Genomic DNA, 17,005 nt, shown 5'->3' with positions numbered 1-17,005 from the left:
GTTTGAGGAGATAGCATGATCGTTCGTCCCGTACGCAGCAGCGACTTACCCGCTCTGATCGACCTGGCCCGTAGCACCGGCACCGGCCTGACCACTTTGCCGGCCAACGAAGAGCGGCTGGCCCATCGGGTCGGCTGGGCCGAGAAGACCTTTCGCGGCGAAGCGGGGCGCGGCGACGCGGATTACCTGTTTGTACTCGAAGATGACAATGGCCGCGTGGTGGGCATTTCTGCTATCGCCGGCGCCGTTGGCCTGCGTGAGCCCTGGTACAACTTTCGAGTGGGGCTGACAGTCAGTGCCTCGCAAGAGCTGAACATCTATCGCGAAATCCCGACGCTGTTCCTGGCCAACGACCTGACCGGCAACTCGGAATTGTGTTCGTTGTTCCTGCATGCCGATTACCGCACTGGCCTCAATGGCCGGATGCTGGCCAAGGCGCGGATGCTGTTCATCGCAGAGTTCTCGCAACTGTTCGGCAACAAGATCATCGCCGAAATGCGCGGCGTGTCTGATGAGGCCGGGCGCTCGCCATTCTGGGAAAGCCTGGGCCGTCATTTTTTCAAAATGGAGTTCAGCCAGGCGGATTACCTGACGGGCGTTGGCAATAAGGCATTCATCGCTGAGTTGATGCCTAAATTCCCGCTGTACACCTGCTTCCTGTCGCCCGATGCGCGTAACGTGATCGGCCAGGTTCACCCGGACACCGAGCCGGCGCTGTCGATGCTCAAGAGCGAAGGTTTCAGCTATCAGGGTTACGTCGATATCTTCGACGCCGGCCCTGCCGTGGAGTGCGAAACCGGCAAAATCCGCGCGATCCGCGACAGCCAGGCATTGGTGCTGGCCATCGGCACACCGGGTGACGACGCCACCCCTTTCCTGATTCACAACCGCAAGCGCGAAGACTGCCGGATCACCGCCGCACCCGCGCGCTTCGCCGCCGGTACGCTGGTGGTCGATCCGCTGACCGCCAAACGTCTTCAACTCAACGCCGGCGATCAAGTGCGCGCCGTCCCGTTGTCTGCTGCCCGGGAGTCGAAATAATGAATTCGCTATACATCGCAGGTGAATGGCTGGCCGGTCAGGGCGAAGCTTTTCAGTCGCTAAACCCGGTCACCCAGCAAGTGCTGTGGACGGGTGAGGGCGCCACCGCCGCTCAGGTTGAGTCGGCCGTGCAAGCTGCACGTCAAGCGTTCCCGCAATGGGCACGTCGCACGCTTGAGGAGCGCATTGCGGTGCTGGAGGCATTTGCCGCCGCGCTGAAAAACAACGCTGACGAACTGGCGCGTTGCATCGGCGAAGAAACGGGCAAACCACTGTGGGAATCGGCGACTGAAGTGACCAGCATGGTCAATAAAATCGCGATCTCGGTGCAGAGTTACCGTGAGCGTACCGGTGAGAAGAGCGGCCCTCTGGGCGACGCCACTGCCGTGCTGCGCCACAAGCCGCACGGTGTGGTGGCAGTATTTGGACCTTACAATTTTCCAGGTCATTTGCCGAACGGGCACATCGTGCCGGCCTTGTTGGCCGGTAACAGCGTATTGTTCAAACCCAGTGAATTGACGCCAAAAGTTGCTGAGCTGACGGTCAAGTGCTGGATCGAGGCCGGTCTGCCGGCCGGCGTGTTGAACCTGCTGCAAGGCGCTCGCGAAACCGGTATTGCCCTGGCGGCGAACCCGGGCATCGATGGCCTGTTTTTCACCGGGTCCAGCCGTACCGGCAATCATCTGCATCAACAATTTGCCGGTCGGCCTGACAAGATCCTCGCGCTCGAGATGGGTGGTAACAACCCGTTGCTGGTGGACGAAGTGGCAGACGTTGAAGCTGCCGTTTACACCATCATCCAGTCGGCGTTTATTTCTGCCGGTCAGCGCTGTACGTGTGCACGCCGTTTGCTGGTGCCACAAGGCGCGTGGGGCGATGCGTTGCTGGCGCGCCTGGTGGCGGTGAGCGCGACGATCGAGGTGGGTGCGTTTGATCAGCAACCAGCGCCGTTCATGGGGTCTGTTATTTCCCTGGGGGCTGCAAAAGCATTGATGGATGCGCAGGCACATTTGCTGGCCAATGGCGCATCGGCGTTGCTGGAGATGACTCAGCCCCAGTCGCAGTCCGCGTTGCTCACCCCCGGCATTCTTGACGTGACGGCCGTGGCCGATCGTTCTGACGAAGAATTGTTCGGCCCGTTGCTGCAGGTGATTCGCTACGCTGACTTTGAAGCGGCCATTGCCGAAGCCAACAACACTGCGTTTGGCCTGGCCGCTGGTTTGCTGTCGGATTGCGAAGCGCGTTATCAGCAATTCTGGCTGGAAAGCCGTGCGGGTATCGTCAACTGGAACAAGCAACTGACCGGTGCGGCAAGCAGCGCACCCTTCGGCGGTGTAGGTGCTTCGGGCAACCACCGCGCCAGCGCCTACTACGCCGCAGATTACTGCGCCTACCCGGTTGCCTCCCTGGAAACGCCAAGCCTGACGTTGCCTGCGACCCTGACACCAGGCGTGAAAATGGCGTGATGCCCATCGCCAGCAGGCTGGCTCCCACAGGTTTTGTGGTGCTCACACATGTTGTGTTCGACCCATTCTCTGTGGGAGCCAGCCTGCCGGCGAAGGCCGCCAACCGGTCGTACTGAATTGTTACTTGAAGCCTATAACAACAGATTCTCGTGGAGCCTCGCTGATGAAATCCTATGAAGTCAATTTCGACGGTCTAGTGGGGCCGACCCATAACTACGGCGGTCTGTCGTACGGCAACGTTGCGTCGCAGAGCAACAGCCAGCAATCGTCGAACCCCAAGGAAGCCGCGCTGCAAGGCCTGGCAAAAATGAAAGCGCTGATGGAAATGGGCTTTCAACAAGGTGTTTTGGCGCCGCAAGAACGCCCGGATGTAGCCGCACTGCGCCGTTTGGGCTTCAGCGGCACCGACGCTCAGGTCATCGAGCGCGCCGCTAAAGAAGCGATGCCGTTGCTGGTTGCCAGTTGCTCAGCCTCAAGCATGTGGGTGGCCAACGCCGCTACCGTCAGCCCGAGTGCAGACACTGCCGACGGCCGGGTGCATTTCACCGCTGCCAACCTCAACTGCAAATACCACCGCAGCATCGAACACCCGACCACCAGCCGCGTGCTGGGTGCGATGTTTGCTGACCAGAAGCACTTCGCTCATCACACCGCCCTGCCGGCCGTAGCGCAGTTCGGTGACGAAGGTGCCGCCAACCACACGCGTTTCTGCCGTGAGTACGGTGACGCAGGTGTCGAATTTTTCGTGTTTGGTCGCAGCGCCTTCGACACCCGTTACCCGGCGCCGCAAAAATACCCGGCCCGCCAGACGCTGGAAGCGTCCCAGGCTGTTGCCCGTTTGCACGGCCTGAGCGAAGAAGGTGTGGTGTACGCTCAGCAAAACCCTTCAGTGATCGATCAGGGCGTGTTCCACAACGACGTGATCGCCGTGGGCAATGGTGAGGTGTTGTTCTATCACGAGGATGCATTCCTCGACACCGAGCAGATGCTGGCTGAGTTGCAGCGCAAACTGGCGAAAGTGGGCGGGAAATTTCAATCGATCTGTGTTCCGCGTTCCGCAGTGGCTGTCGAGGACGCTGTGCGCTCCTACCTGTTCAACAGCCAGTTGCTAACGCGCCCGGACGGTTCGATGCTGTTGATCGTGCCGGAAGAATGTCGCGGCAATGAGCGCGTCTGGCATTACCTGCAAACGTTGACCAGCGCCGGCGGCCTGATCCGCGAGGTCAAGGTGTTCGACCTCAAGCAAAGTATGCAAAACGGTGGTGGCCCGGCGTGCCTGCGCTTGCGCGTTGCGCTGAATGAAACCGAACTGGCGGCCGTCAACCCAGGCGTTATCATGACGGCCCCGTTGTACGGCACGCTGACCGAGTGGGTCGACAAGCACTACCGCGACCGCATGACCGAGAACGATCTTGCAGACCCGCAATTGCTGCTTGAGTGCCGGACGGCACTGGATGAACTGACGCAAATCCTTAAACTGGGCGCGGTTTATCCATTCCAGATCAATTGAAAGACGAGAGCGTAAACACCATGAGCGATACCCTGCAGCTGATCCTTGAAGACACCGACGGCACACAACTGGAAACTTCCTGCACCCGCGTCGCTGTCATTTGGCAAGGCAAAGAGCTGTGGATCCAGCACGATGGCCGTGGCCAACTACTGATCGGCGTTGACGTTGAAGAAGGTGACGCAGAATACGCAAACCTGCTGCTGCGCCCATTGGCAACTAATCTGGTAAGTCTGCAACTGGAAATGGAACCGGCTGAAGTCGGTGACGAAGACCACGTGCACGGCCCGGATTGCGCACACGACCACTAAGGAAATCGCCTCATGCTCGCCCTCGGCAAACTGCTTGAACTGACCCTCGCCGGCCGTGAACCGGCGGAGAAGACTCAACTGACTGTCGAAGGCGTGCGGATGCGCTGGCTGAGTGAAGGTGCGCTGGAAGTCAGGCCACCGCAAGCACGTGACAACGGCCTGGACTTGCTGCTCTCGGCTGGTATTCACGGTAACGAAACAGCGCCGATCGAGTTGCTTGATCGCCTGCTGAATGGCATCGCGCGCGGGGATTTGAAGCCGCGAGCACGAATTCTGTTTCTGTTCGGCAACCCGGAAGCGATGCGCAAAGGCGAGCGCTTCATCGAACAGGACGTCAATCGGCTGTTTAATGGCCGTCATGAACAAAGTAGCGGCTCAGAGGCTCTCCGCGCTTGTGAGCTGGAGCGTTTGGCAGCAAGTTTCTTCAGTCTGCCGGACCGCAGCCGCCTGCATTACGACCTGCACACTGCGATTCGAGGCTCTAAAATCGAGCAGTTCGCGTTATACCCCTGGAAACAGGGACGCCAGCATTCACGCCAGGAGCTGGCTCGCCTGCGTGCCGCCGGCATGCAAGCGGTATTGTTGCAGAACAAACCGTCCATCGTTTTCAGCTCATACACCTACGACAAACTCGATGCTGAATCTTTCACTCTCGAATTGGGTAAGGCGCGGCCGTTCGGGCAGAACGAAGGCGTGAATGTTTCGCTGCTGGAAAATCGCCTGCAACACATCATCGAAGGCAATGAGCCAAGCCTGGCCGAAGCATCACTGGAGGGCTTGCAGTTGTTTAGCGTGGCGCGGGAAATCATCAAGCACAGCGATAATTTCCTCCTGAACCTGCCAGCGGACATCGAAAACTTTTCCGAACTGGAAATGGGCTACGTGTTGGCAGAAGACATTGCCCAAACGCGTTGGATCATCGAGGAGGAGGGCGCCCGGATTATCTTCCCGAACCCCAAGGTAAAGAATGGACTGCGGGCTGGCATCCTGATCGTGCCGACCACCGACGAAAACCTCGCCTAGGCGCAGCACACAACACGTGTGGGAGTGGCTGTGGCGAGGGGATTTATCCCCGTTGGGCTGTGGAGCAGGCCCAGGTTTTTGGGGTGGCTGCGCCACCCGACGGGGATAAATCCCCTCGCCACGGCCCGCTCCCACATTTGCTTTGGGTGAAGCCGAAGACCTCACCCACACCTTCGGTTTTGATGTTTAAACCGCTACCGCGCGTGGTTCGCTGCGGCGCAATGCACGCATCTTGTGCAGCGTATCGGCACACGTCTTCGCCGCTTCCTGGCCTTTATGCACGAAGTGTTCGAAGAAGAACTTCTGATGTTCTTCGCCGGCATGGAAGTGGTGCGGGGTCAAAACGACCGAGAACACCGGCACTTCGGTTTCCAGCTGAACCTGCATCAGGCCGCTGATCACCGACTGGGCGACAAACTCGTGACGGTAGATTCCGCCATCAACCACCAGACCGGCGGCGACGATACCGGCGTACCGGCCGGACTTGGCGAGCAATTTGGCGTGCAACGGGATTTCGAAGGCGCCACCGACTTCGAAGAAGTCGATTTCGGATTCTTGATAACCCTGGGCAATCATTTCGGCGACGAAACCTTTACGGCTCTGATCGACGATTTCCTTGTGCCAGCAGGCCTGGATGAACGCGACGCGCTCGCCTTGATGGTTTTTGCTTTTGCTATCGATTGCGGTGGGTTGCATGTTCTGGTTCCTGTTTGAGTAAAAAACAGGGCTTATGAATCGAATGGGATTTAAGGGTGCGCTCGCTCGCATTAACGCGTGCGGACGGCCCTTTGGCGCCAATCCCGTTCTCTCTTCATCCGGACTATGACCGTCGGCCCCGGGATCACACCGGGTCTGCTGACCTTGCCGACCTGCACGGCTATTGCCATGCCTGCCACCAAGCGCTCGCGGGCTATGCGCGTTGCGCGCAATTACCGCCGGTGGGGAGTTGCACCCCGCCCTGAGAACGTTTTGCCGACAGATTTTCTGGCGGCGAAGCGTTTTTAACACATATTTTCGAGACGCGCATCGCTGCCTTCTGATGATTCATATCGGTTTTTTCGTAGCCGCGATCATCAATTTGCTGGATCAAGGGTTGATTATTCTTCGTCTTGGCCTCAGTAATTCGTGATTGAAAGGGATTTTCTCCCTGCTTGCCGAGGCCAGATTCATGAGTGTTATTGATCTTCGTAGCGACACTGTCACCCAACCCTCTGCAGGGATGCTCGACGCGATGGCCACAGCGGCCACCGGTGACGACGTCTATGGCGAAGATCCTACGGTCAATCGCCTGGAGGCCGAACTCGCAAAACGCCTGGGTTTCGCCACTGCGCTATTCGTTCCGACAGGCACTATGAGCAACCTGCTAGGCCTGATGGCCCATTGCGAGCGCGGTGATGAGTACGTCGTCGGCCAGCAGGCCCACACGTATAAGTACGAAGGTGGCGGAGCGGCGGTGCTTGGTTCGATTCAACCTCAGCCACTGGATGTCCAGGCCGATGGCTCAATTGACCTGAATCAGGTGGCAGCGGCAATCAAACCGGATGATTTCCACTTCGCCCGTACCCGGTTACTGGCCTTGGAAAACACCATGCAAGGCAAAGTCCTGCCGCTTGAATACCTGGCGCGCGCGAGACACTTCACTCGTGAACATGGCTTGGCCTTGCACCTGGACGGCGCGCGACTTTACAACGCGTCGGTCAAATTGGGCGTTGACGCCCGTGAGATCACTCAGCATTTCGATTCGGTGTCGGTTTGCCTGTCCAAAGGCCTGGGTGCACCCATTGGCTCGGTGTTGTGCGGTTCTCAGGCGTTGATTGGCAAGGCACGCCGCTTGCGGAAAATGGTAGGTGGCGGCATGCGTCAGGCCGGAATATTGGCCGCGGCGGGGTTGTACGCGCTGGACAATAACGTTCAGCGTCTGGCTGACGACCATGCCAACGCTCAACATATGGCCGACGAGCTGCGTAAGGCTGGCTATGAAGTCGAACCGGTACAGACCAACATGGTTTACGTGCAGATGGGCGACAAAGCCGAGGCGATCAAGGCGTTTGCCGCCGAGCGCGGGATCAAGCTAAGCGCCGCGGGTCGTCTCAGAATGGTCACGCACATGGACATCAGCCGCGCTCAGATAGAGCAAGTCGTCGCGGCATTCGTCGAGTTTTCACGCAACTGACAGCGTTAGCCGTCCAATTGACCGTTTCTATCGTATAAACACGCTGTACCCCGCGCGCAGGGCCGATATAATGCGGCCCTTTGCCGTCGCTTCGTCTGTTGACGTTTCGCACAGGCCTTTGGCCGCAGCCTCCGTGGAAGAACCTATGAAAAGCGCAGAAATCCGTGAAGCCTTCCTTCGCTTCTTCGAAGAGCAAGGCCACACCCGTGTAGCCTCCAGCTCTTTGATTCCGGGCAACGACCCAACCCTGCTGTTCACTAACGCGGGGATGAATCAGTTCAAGGACTGTTTCCTGGGCCAGGAAAAACGTGCGTACACCCGCGCGACCAGCAGCCAGAAGTGCGTGCGCGCCGGTGGCAAGAACAGCGACCTGGAAAACGTCGGCTATACCGCTCGTCACCACACATTCTTCGAAATGTTGGGTAACTTCAGCTTCGGCGACTATTTCAAGCGCGACGCCATCACCTACGCATGGACGTTTCTGACCGGCGTTCTGAACCTGCCCAAGGAAAAACTCTGGGTTACCGTTTACGCAAGCGATGACGAAGCCTATGACATCTGGACCCAAGTGATTGGCGTTCCGGTCGAGCGCATGATCCGAATTGGCGACAACAAAGGCGCGCCTTACGCGTCTGACAACTTCTGGACCATGGGCGATACCGGTCCGTGTGGTCCTTGCACCGAGATTTTCTACGATCACGGCGCCGACATCTGGGGCGGCCCACCGGGTTCGCCGGAAGAGGATGGCGACCGTTACATCGAGATCTGGAACAACGTGTTCATGCAGTTCAACCGCACCGCCGACGGCGTGTTGCATCCGCTGCCAGCGCCGTCGGTAGACACCGGCATGGGCCTGGAACGGATCAGTGCGGTGATGCAACACGTTCACTCCAACTATGAAATCGACCTGTTCAAAAATCTGCTGAGTGCTTCGGCGCAAGCCATTGGCTGCAGCAACGACGACCAGTCTTCGTTGAAAGTGGTGTCTGACCACATTCGTTCGTGCGGTTTCCTGATTGCAGACGGTGTGTTGCCGTCCAATGAAGGGCGCGGCTATGTGCTGCGCCGGATCATTCGTCGTGCTTGCCGTCACGGCAACAAATTGGGTGCTACCGGTAGTTTCTTCTACAAGATCGTCGCCGCGCTGGTTGCCGAAATGGGTGAAGCCTTCCCGGAACTCAAGCAGCAACAGGCTAATATCGAGCGCGTACTGAAGGCTGAAGAGGAGCAATTCTCCAAGACGCTGGAGCACGGTTTGAAGATCCTCGAGCAGGACCTGCTGGAACTCAAAGGGACCGTGGTGCCGGGCGATGTCGTGTTCAAGCTGTATGACACTTACGGCTTCCCGATGGACCTGACTGCCGACATTGCCCGTGAGCGTAACCTGACTGTCGATGAGGTCGGTTTCGAGCGTGAAATGGAAGCTCAGCGCGTTCGTGCACGCTCGGCCAGCTCCTTTGGCCTGGACTACAACACGCTGGTCAAGGTTGACGTGGCCACCGAGTTCACGGGTTACAAAGCCACCAGCGGTTCGGCCAAAGTGATTGCTATCTATAAGGACGGACAATCGGTCGACGTTTTGAATGAAGGCGAAGAGGGCGTGGTTGTTCTCGATCAGACGCCTTTCTACGCTGAGTCCGGCGGCCAGATCGGCGACTGCGGCTATTTGACGGTCGGCAATAGCCGTTTCGATGTGCGTGACACCACCAAAACTGGCGGTGCGTTCCTGCATCACGGTGTGCTGGCGTCCGGCAGCCTGATGATCGGCGCGCCGGTCGAGGCTCATGTCGATGCCGAGGTGCGGCATGCGACTGCTCTGAACCATTCGGCAACCCACTTGCTGCACGCTGCTTTGCGCCAAGTACTGGGCGAGCACGTTCAGCAGAAAGGTTCGTTGGTCGATAGCCAGCGCCTGCGCTTTGACTTCAGTCACTTCGAGGCCATCAAGCCTGAGCAACTGAAGGCGCTGGAAGACATCGTCAACGCCGAAATTCGCAAGAACTCCGCCGTTGAAACAGAAGAAACCGACATCGAGACCGCCAAGAACAAAGGCGCAATGGCGCTGTTTGGCGAGAAGTACGGCGACAACGTGCGCGTGCTGAGCATGGGCGGCGGCTTCTCCGTCGAACTGTGCGGCGGTATCCACGCCAACCGTACTGGCGACATTGGCTTGCTGAAAATCATCAGCGAAGGCGGCGTTGCCTCAGGCGTACGTCGTATCGAAGCCGTTACTGGCGCAGCAGCGTTGGCCTACCTGAACGCTGCCGAAGAACAACTCAAGGAAGCGGCCAACCTGGTCAAGGGCAGCCGCGACAACCTGATCGATAAGCTGTCGGCTGTGCTGGAGCGCAACCGTATGCTCGAGAAACAACTCGAGCAACTGCAAGCCAAGGCAGCCAGCGCTGCGGGCGACGATCTGTCGGCCTCGGCCCTGGATGTCAAAGGTGTGAAAGTGCTGGCCGTGCGTCTGGACGGTCAGGATGGCAAGGCACTGCTGGCGCTGGTCGATCAACTGAAAAACAAACTCGGCCACGCAGTGATCCTGCTCGGCAGTGTCCATGAGGATAAGGTCGTTCTGGTTGCAGGCGTAACCAAAGACCTGACTGGCCAACTCAAAGCCGGTGATTTGATGAAGCAAGCCGCTGCGGCAGTGGGTGGCAAGGGCGGAGGTCGTCCAGATATGGCGCAGGGCGGTGGTACCGACGCTGGCGCACTGGATGCCGCATTGGCCCTGACCGTTCCATTTGTAGAGCAGGGTTTATAAGGCAGTGTATCTGGCCCGCAGTCTAGTGGCGGGCCCGCGCGCTGTTTGAGTGATTATTTGGGCGCCCTTCATGGGCAGAGGCGGCTTTGAAATGGCTTTGATCGTACAGAAATTTGGAGGCACCTCGGTCGGCACTGTCGAGAGAATCGAGCAGGTCGCCGACAAGGTTAAGAAATTCCGCGATGCCGGCGATGACCTGGTGATTGTGTTGTCTGCAATGAGCGGCGAAACCAACCGTCTGATCGATCTGGCCAAACAAATCAGTGGCGACGATCAACCGGTTCCGCGTGAGCTGGATGTGATCGTCTCCACCGGTGAGCAGGTGACGATTGCACTGCTGGCCATGGCGTTGATCAAGCGCGGCGTGCCAGCGGTGTCCTACACCGGCAACCAGGTGCGGATACTGACGGACAGCGCGCACAATAAAGCGCGTATCTTGCAGATTGATGATCAAAAGATTCGCGGTGATCTGAAAGCAGGTCGTGTAGTGGTTGTCGCCGGGTTCCAGGGCGTCGACGAGCACGGCAATATCACGACCCTCGGCCGCGGCGGTTCAGACACGACCGGTGTCGCGCTGGCAGCAGCCTTGAAGGCTGACGAATGCCAGATCTATACCGATGTCGACGGCGTCTATACCACCGATCCGCGCGTCGTGTCCGTGGCCCAGCGCCTGGACAAGATTACCTTCGAAGAGATGCTGGAGATGGCCAGTCTCGGGTCCAAGGTATTGCAGATCCGTGCGGTCGAGTTCGCCGGCAAGTACAACGTTCCGCTGCGCGTACTGCACAGCTTCAAGGAGGGTCCGGGCACCCTCATTACTATTGATGAAGAGGAAACCATGGAACAGCCGATCATTTCCGGCATCGCTTTCAATCGCGATGAAGCCAAGCTGACCATCCGTGGCGTGCCAGACACCCCTGGCGTGGCCTTCAAGATTCTTGGCCCGATCAGTGGCGCTAACATCGAAGTCGATATGATCGTGCAGAACGTTGCTCACGATAACACCACCGACTTCACCTTCACTGTGCATCGCAATGACTTCCAGGCTGCGCAAGCCGTGCTGGAAAACACTGCGCGTGAAATCGGTGCTCGTGAAGTGGTTGGCGACATCAAGATTGCCAAGGTCTCGATCGTTGGCGTTGGTATGCGCTCTCACGCTGGCGTGGCTAGCCGCATGTTCGAATCGCTGGCGAAAGAAAGCATCAACATCCAGATGATCTCGACCTCGGAAATCAAGGTGTCCGTGGTCATTGAAGAGAAGTATCTGGAACTGGCTGTGCGTGCTCTGCACACGGCTTTCGAACTGGACGCACCGGCGCGACAGGGCGAGTGATGCGTTTACCAAAGGGCGCGGCTTGACCGCGCCCTTTGTTTTTTTGAATGGTGCGACCCAAGGCTTTTCTTTTGCTCGCGCTAGTCAATACTCAGGCATGGGGGCTGCGACCGTTTCGGTTGTAGGTCGAATGCCTTTTTTTTGCAGACTGTTGTCCCTGAATTGAAATGCGTGAGGAGAAAGGTATGCTGATTCTGACTCGTCGGTGCGCAGAAAGCCTGATTATTGGTGATGGCGAAATCACCGTGACCGTGCTCGGCGTTAAAGGAAATCAAGTGCGTATAGGTGTCAACGCCCCGAAAGAGGTTGCTGTGCACCGTGAAGAAATTTACCTGCGTATAAAGAAAGAGAAGGACGAAGAACCAAGCCATTAATTTTTATCGTTTTTTATGTTTGCAAACGGGGAAGAAGCTGGTTAATATACGCCCCGTGTTGCGGAGAGCTGGCCGAGTGGCCGAAGGCGCTCCCCTGCTAAGGGAGTACACCTCAAAAGGGTGTCGGGGGTTCGAATCCCCCGTTCTCCGCCATTATTTGCGTAGTACGTTGTAATCTGGCTTCTTCTGTAAGTTGTTGAAATTACTAGAAAAAGTGCTTTACAAAAAGATTCAACGGCCTATAATGCGCGGCAACAAATGCACTCGTAGCTCAGCTGGATAGAGTACTCGGCTACGAACCGAGCGGTCACAGGTTCGAATCCTGTCGAGTGCACCATTTAAGGGTTGTTTGCAGTAATGTGAATGGCTTGCTTCAACCAGTTGTGATCTGGTCTAAAAACACAAAATGCACTCGTAGCTCAGCTGGATAGAGTACTCGGCTACGAACCGAGCGGTCACAGGTTCGAATCCTGTCGAGTGCACCAAACACCAAAAAGCCTGCGTCTAACGCGGGCTTTTTGCCGTCTGGGATTTAGCTTTTTCATTGACCATCAATGTTCGTCAACTTCGATTTCGTAGCGCTGGCTGCGCTTGATCTCGATGCGGGGTGGTTTGTGACGCTCGGCTTCTGGCATCAGTGCAAACCTGCTGACTGGATTAAAGGCGTGCACTTCCTGCGGTATAAGCCTCTCGCCCGCCATGCAGCTCAGTGTGGTGAATGTGACGCCACCATCGGCCGCTTCGCATCGATGGATTGTTGTCGCGTATGCCTGGAATGAAAGGAAGGGCAGGGCGGATAGAAAAAAAACAATTGCAGTCGATGGCATCAATCGTCCTCCGTGACGGTCTATGTGAAGGGTAGTTGCTGCTTTTCTCGATGTGGGTGTGTTTTCTTTTCTGAATAAGTCGTCGCAGTTTTATAGATCAGGACATCGCTCAGGTTTGTCTTGCAAGCGCTTGTTTCAGACGCGATTTTTTAACGTTTTAAACCGTTGGGCGGTGTATCATTACGGCCGTCAGCCCCGCCGGGGCTTGTGGAATACCTCCATGGACTTACCCAGTAGTTGCTCAATACCCCGTTTTTCCAATCATGAATTGACTGATTGATCCTTCCGGCGTTCCCCGCTGCTGGGAGTGGAGTTCGCCTATGTCTGAAGTTGAAGTAAAGAAAACGCAAGAGAGCCTGCAAGACCGCCTCGCTCAAGTAATTGAGCTGTTGCAGCGTCAGCGGGTAGTCGAAGACCTGACTCATCGTCAGGAAGGTCCGCATCACGACCGGGTAGAGAGCCTGGTTCACCGGCAGAATCTGGTTGAGCTGCAACGCAAGCTCGATGATCTGCACTCCGCTGACGTCGCCTACATCCTTGAAGCATTGCCGCTGCACGATCGCCTGACGCTCTGGCAGTTGGTCAAGGCTGATCGCGACGGCGACATTCTGCTCGAAGTATCCGACTCGGTCCGCGAAACGCTGATCGCCGACATGGACGATCATGAGCTCCTGGCTGCGGCCAAGGACATGGACGCCGACGAACTCGCTGACCTCGCTTCCGAGCTGCCGCGAGATGTCGTCCACGAGCTGATGGAAACCCTCGATGGTCAGCAGCGTGAGCGTGTTCGCTCCGCGCTGTCGTATGACGAGGAGCAGGTCGGTGCACTGATGGACTTCGAGATGGTGACCATCCGAGAGGATGTCAGTCTTGAAGTGGTTCTGCGTTACCTGCGTCGCCTGAAAGAATTACCCGGGCATACCGACAAACTGTTTGTGGTTGATTACGACGGCGTTCTCAAAGGCGTTTTGCCTATCAAGCGTTTGTTGGTCAACGATCCGGAAAAACAAGTAGCGGACGTCATGGCAAGCGATCCGGTGAGTTTTCACCCGGATGAAGACGCTTATGATGCGGCTCAGGCGTTTGAGCGTTACGACTTGATCTCTGCGCCTGTAGTCGACAAGAACGGCAAGTTGATAGGCCGTTTGACCATTGATGAAATGGTCGACCTGATTCGTGAAGAGAGCGAGAACGAAGTTCTCAACATGGCGGGTTTGCGTGAAGAGGAGGATATTTTTGCATCGGTCTGGAAATCTCTACGCAACCGCTGGGCATGGTTGGCGGTAAACCTGATTACCGCGTTTATCGCGTCTCGGGTGATTGGCTTGTTCGAGGGCTCTATCGAAAAACTGGTAGCGCTTGCAGCTCTAATGCCCATCGTGGCGGGTATCGGCGGTAATTCCGGTAACCAGACGATCACCATGATCGTTCGCGCCATGGCTCTGGATCAGGTAAGTACCGGTAATACTTCTCGCTTGATGCGTAAAGAGTTAGCGGTTGGCTTGATTAACGGCTTGGTTTGGGGCGGTGTAATTGGTGTTGTCGCCTACTTGCTCTATGGCAGTTGGTCGCTAGGGGTGGTGATGACGGCCGCCATGACGCTCAACCTTCTGCTTGCGGCATTGATGGGGGTGCTAATCCCGATGACGCTGGCGCGACTAGGGCGAGATCCTGCAATGGGGGCCAGTGTGATGATCACGGCAATGACCGACAGCGGTGGGTTCTTCATCTTTCTGGGGCTGGCGACAATCTTCCTGCTCTGATCTTTCTTAAAAAACCCGTCAATTGACGGGTTTTTTATTGCCAAAATTAAGGCAAAAAAAAGCCAGCTATAAAGCTGGCTCTGGAGCATTTGATGAATCAGGAAGCGTCGGCTGCCAATTCGGCATCGTGGGCAATCAGCGAAACCAGGGCGTTTTGCTGTCGGTGGGAGAGTTGACGAAAGCGTTGTAGCAATTCACGTTCATGCAATGACAGTTCTGGACTGTCTAGGCGCATGCTCAGTTCTTCGCCCAAAGCGCCTTCCTGAATGAGGCTCTGCTCAAGGCGCGCGATGATCTCGGAGTTCATGCTGCGGTGATGATTGCGAGCCACCTCGGCAATGCGTTCACGCATTCCGTCTGGCAGACGTACGACGAACTTGTCAGCCGTACGGCTGGAATAAATTGCCTGTTTCAATGGGCGCATATATTTAACCGGTTAGTTCAGGGGAGCGGTTCTCGGGATTGGCCGCAGGATGTCTGTTAGGACAAGCTTTCTCGCCAAATGTTCAACCTGAATTGATAGAGGCGCGCATCATGCCTCAAAGCTGCCAGATCATTGGCGTCAATTCTGTGACAAATATTGACCCGGATAAAGGCTTTATGCCAGCACCAGTTGTCAGAAATGCGGACTGGTTAATAAAGTTTGATCAGGCCGAATAAGCTTCCGCGCCCTGCTGCTCGACAGATGATGTCCAGAGACCCCCGTAGGCGCATGCTGTGCGGATTCGTGTGTTGCTCCTTCCTGTATAGGATAGTGGCAATTGGCCGATTTACTAGTGGCAGATGGGTAGCGGGGGCGATTTAGGATGGGTGGCAGGCTGATATATCTGATGGGTCCGTCCGGATCCGGCAAGGACAGTCTAATCGGGGCTGCTCGAGAATCGTTGCGATCGCGAAATTGCGAGGTGGTGCGCCGGGTCATCACTCGTTCAGCTGAGTCCGTTGGAGAGGATGCCATCGGTGTAACGCGTGAAGAGTTTGCGCGCCTCAAGGCGCAGGGTGGTTTCGCACTTGCGTGGAGTGCCAACGGCTTGGATTACGGCATTCCTATTCAGATAGATGAATGGCTTATGAGTGGCCGGAATGTCTTGGTAAATGGTTCTCGTGGATATCTGGCGGAGGCATTGCTTCGCTATCCATCGCTGCTGCCGGTTTTGATCACTGCCAGTGATAAGGTTTTGCGCAAACGATTGTTGCGGCGCGGTCGAGAATCTTTTGCCGAGGTTGAAGCCAGGCTGCTGCGTAATGCGCTCTTCGTGGATCGCGGACCAATAGACAGTGTGCAGATAAAGAACCTTGATAACTCTGGTGATCTAAATATCACCGTTGCAAGCTTGATCGAGTTGTTAGCCGTTAACGGAGTACAGGGTCAAATTTGATTTTCCGTCCTGCAACAAGTGCCAGGACGAACAGCGAGCCAAATACTGCGCACGCAATCAGTGGCAGGGTGACAGCCTTCTCCTGTGCCAAGGACAGATGAAGAATGCCGGTCAGCAATGTCATGATCAAAAATCCTGCAGCTAATTTGGACATATTGTGTTCCTGATGATCGGTTTTAGAATATCCAGCGTTCGGATGATTGACTAAGAGTGGAGCCAGCCTCTTCGCGTACTCCGAGAATTCTGGAGTCGCTTCGATCATTCATAACCGCCAGCTGGGGCGCTTTCTGCAGCTGAAGATAGTGGGGCATGCGCTGCGCGACCGTTTCTGTACCATTTTGAGGTGCGTAATGAAGCCCCAACACAACCGCCATGGCGATTGCATTAGAGAGTACAAGGGCATGGTTCATGGGGTAGGCCTCCACTGTGTTCTTCTATACCAGCTAAAGCACCTGTCGTGCCAAGGCTTTTTTGAAATTAAATCGTTTAAAAGCAAAGACTTAGTTTGATTCTGGAATTGGCCATGATTGCATTTTGCAATGCTGGTCTTGTGTGGTGATGCAATTTGCACGATGCGCGGGGCTTATGTCGTCTGCAGGGCTATTGCCTACACGTAAAAAGCCCACGGACGACATGACAAAAGCGAGAGTGCCCGTTAACATGCACGCCGTTCTCCGCGCAGTGTTGGCGGGCGAATTTGTCTCAGTAGCTCAATTGGATAGAGCATCCCCCTCCTAAGGGGAAGGTTGGCAGTTCGAACCTGCCCTGGGACACCAGTTTCAGAATGCTTCCAGCATTGAGCCTCCTGTCTATATATGAGGAGGGTGGTCAAGGCCATTTGGGAGTGAACGCATTGATCCGTATCGCTGGGTTTGAGCGGATTGATTTATTTGTTGAACAGGTGTTGACAGCAGCGAGTAACGCTGTAGAATTCGCCTCCCGCTAACGAGAGATCGAAAGCGCAAGTGGTTGAAGTTGTTGAAGAAACCTTCGAAAACTTCTGAAAATAACCACTTGACAGCAACAGAGGCTGCTGTAGAATGC

Annotated in this window: 15 protein-coding genes, 4 tRNA genes and 1 riboswitch; of the genes, 15 read left to right on the top strand and 4 right to left on the bottom strand. The window is 56.3% G+C overall.

Going from position 1 to position 17,005, the window contains the following annotated elements:
* Positions 1 to 15: 15 nt before the first annotated feature.
* The 5 genes from astA (at position 16) to astE (ending at position 5,348) form a co-directional block, all read left to right on the top strand.
* Positions 16 to 1,041 carry an arginine N-succinyltransferase gene (astA, locus tag ACQR3R_RS19745; RefSeq protein WP_428274476.1) on the top strand — a complete coding sequence of 342 codons (1,026 nt, stop codon included), beginning with the start codon at positions 16 to 18 and terminating at the stop codon, positions 1,039 to 1,041.
* Positions 1,041 to 2,507, top strand: a complete 1,467-nt coding sequence (astD, locus tag ACQR3R_RS19740; protein WP_428274474.1) for a succinylglutamate-semialdehyde dehydrogenase — start codon at positions 1,041 to 1,043, stop codon at positions 2,505 to 2,507. Before astA ends, astD begins: the two co-directional genes overlap by 1 nt.
* Positions 2,508 to 2,670: 163 nt before the next feature.
* On the top strand, positions 2,671 to 4,017 hold the full coding sequence (astB, locus tag ACQR3R_RS19735) for an N-succinylarginine dihydrolase (RefSeq protein ID WP_428274472.1): 1,347 nt from the start codon (positions 2,671 to 2,673) through the stop codon (positions 4,015 to 4,017).
* 20 nt (positions 4,018 to 4,037) lie between these two features.
* Positions 4,038 to 4,325, top strand: a complete 288-nt coding sequence (locus ACQR3R_RS19730) for a hypothetical protein (protein ID WP_008033108.1) — start codon at positions 4,038 to 4,040, stop codon at positions 4,323 to 4,325.
* Between the two features lie 12 nt (positions 4,326 to 4,337).
* Positions 4,338 to 5,348, top strand: coding sequence for a succinylglutamate desuccinylase (astE, locus tag ACQR3R_RS19725; protein WP_428274469.1), 1,011 nt, complete (start codon positions 4,338 to 4,340; stop codon positions 5,346 to 5,348).
* Positions 5,349 to 5,534: 186 nt separating this feature from the next.
* On the opposite strand, the gene ACQR3R_RS19720 is transcribed toward astE, so the two are convergent.
* Positions 5,535 to 6,044, bottom strand: a complete 510-nt coding sequence (locus ACQR3R_RS19720; RefSeq protein ID WP_007943897.1) for a 6,7-dimethyl-8-ribityllumazine synthase — start codon at positions 6,042 to 6,044, stop codon at positions 5,535 to 5,537.
* A 102-nt stretch (positions 6,045 to 6,146) separates the two neighbouring features.
* A riboswitch (FMN riboswitch) is annotated at positions 6,147 to 6,318 on the bottom strand.
* Positions 6,319 to 6,516: 198 nt separating this feature from the next.
* On the opposite strand from ACQR3R_RS19720, the gene ltaE reads away from it, so the two are divergent.
* From ltaE to ACQR3R_RS19685, 7 genes are all read left to right on the top strand, one after another.
* Complete coding sequence (ltaE, locus tag ACQR3R_RS19715; RefSeq protein WP_428274467.1) at positions 6,517 to 7,521, top strand: low-specificity L-threonine aldolase; 1,005 nt, start codon at positions 6,517 to 6,519, stop codon at positions 7,519 to 7,521.
* Positions 7,522 to 7,666: 145 nt separating this feature from the next.
* Positions 7,667 to 10,285, top strand: a complete 2,619-nt coding sequence (gene alaS / locus ACQR3R_RS19710) for an alanine--tRNA ligase (RefSeq protein WP_428274465.1) — start codon at positions 7,667 to 7,669, stop codon at positions 10,283 to 10,285.
* A 91-nt stretch (positions 10,286 to 10,376) separates the two neighbouring features.
* Positions 10,377 to 11,618: an aspartate kinase gene (locus ACQR3R_RS19705; protein WP_428274463.1), complete on the top strand. Its 1,242-nt coding sequence runs from the start codon at positions 10,377 to 10,379 to the stop codon at positions 11,616 to 11,618.
* Positions 11,619 to 11,803: 185 nt separating this feature from the next.
* On the top strand, positions 11,804 to 11,992 hold the full coding sequence (gene csrA, locus ACQR3R_RS19700; protein ID WP_002554426.1) for a carbon storage regulator CsrA: 189 nt from the start codon (positions 11,804 to 11,806) through the stop codon (positions 11,990 to 11,992).
* Positions 11,993 to 12,054: 62 nt separating this feature from the next.
* A tRNA-Ser gene (locus ACQR3R_RS19695) sits at positions 12,055 to 12,145 on the top strand.
* Positions 12,146 to 12,252: 107 nt separating this feature from the next.
* A tRNA-Arg gene (locus tag ACQR3R_RS19690) sits at positions 12,253 to 12,329 on the top strand.
* Between the two features lie 71 nt (positions 12,330 to 12,400).
* Positions 12,401 to 12,477: transfer RNA gene (locus tag ACQR3R_RS19685), tRNA-Arg, on the top strand.
* Between the two features lie 66 nt (positions 12,478 to 12,543).
* Here ACQR3R_RS19685 and ACQR3R_RS19680 read toward each other — a convergent pair.
* Entirely contained in the window at positions 12,544 to 12,819 is a 276-nt protein-coding gene (locus ACQR3R_RS19680; RefSeq protein ID WP_428274460.1) for a hypothetical protein, read from the bottom strand.
* Positions 12,820 to 13,139: 320 nt separating this feature from the next.
* Here ACQR3R_RS19680 and mgtE point away from each other — a divergent pair, with 320 nt between their 5' ends.
* Positions 13,140 to 14,582 carry a magnesium transporter gene (mgtE, locus tag ACQR3R_RS19675; RefSeq protein ID WP_428274458.1) on the top strand — a complete coding sequence of 481 codons (1,443 nt, stop codon included), beginning with the start codon at positions 13,140 to 13,142 and terminating at the stop codon, positions 14,580 to 14,582.
* A gap of 97 nt (positions 14,583 to 14,679) precedes the next feature.
* Here the strand turns inward: mgtE and ACQR3R_RS19670 are convergent, their stop codons facing one another.
* The gene (locus ACQR3R_RS19670; RefSeq protein WP_028620557.1) at positions 14,680 to 15,006 is read right to left on the bottom strand and encodes an Arc family DNA-binding protein; all 327 of its coding nucleotides are present in this window, start codon (positions 15,004 to 15,006) and stop codon (positions 14,680 to 14,682) included.
* 382 nt (positions 15,007 to 15,388) lie between these two features.
* Between ACQR3R_RS19670 and phnN the strand changes: the two genes are divergently transcribed.
* The gene (gene phnN, locus ACQR3R_RS19665) at positions 15,389 to 15,961 is read left to right on the top strand and encodes a phosphonate metabolism protein/1,5-bisphosphokinase (PRPP-forming) PhnN (protein WP_428274456.1); all 573 of its coding nucleotides are present in this window, start codon (positions 15,389 to 15,391) and stop codon (positions 15,959 to 15,961) included.
* Here phnN and ACQR3R_RS19660 read toward each other — a convergent pair.
* On the bottom strand, positions 15,936 to 16,223 hold the full coding sequence (locus ACQR3R_RS19660) for a PA3371 family protein (protein WP_428274454.1): 288 nt from the start codon (positions 16,221 to 16,223) through the stop codon (positions 15,936 to 15,938). The genes phnN and ACQR3R_RS19660 overlap by 26 nt on opposite strands.
* 437 nt (positions 16,224 to 16,660) lie before the next feature.
* On the opposite strand from ACQR3R_RS19660, the gene ACQR3R_RS19655 reads away from it, so the two are divergent.
* Positions 16,661 to 16,737, top strand: a tRNA-Arg gene (locus ACQR3R_RS19655).
* The last annotated feature ends 268 nt before the right edge of the window (positions 16,738 to 17,005 follow it).

Origin of the sequence: Gordonia sp. IEGM753 (assembly GCF_050321825.1) — a bacterium.
In the GTDB taxonomy this organism is placed as follows: Bacteria; Pseudomonadota; Gammaproteobacteria; order Pseudomonadales; family Pseudomonadaceae; genus Aquipseudomonas.
This window is presented reverse-complemented; position numbering and strand designations above follow the sequence as displayed.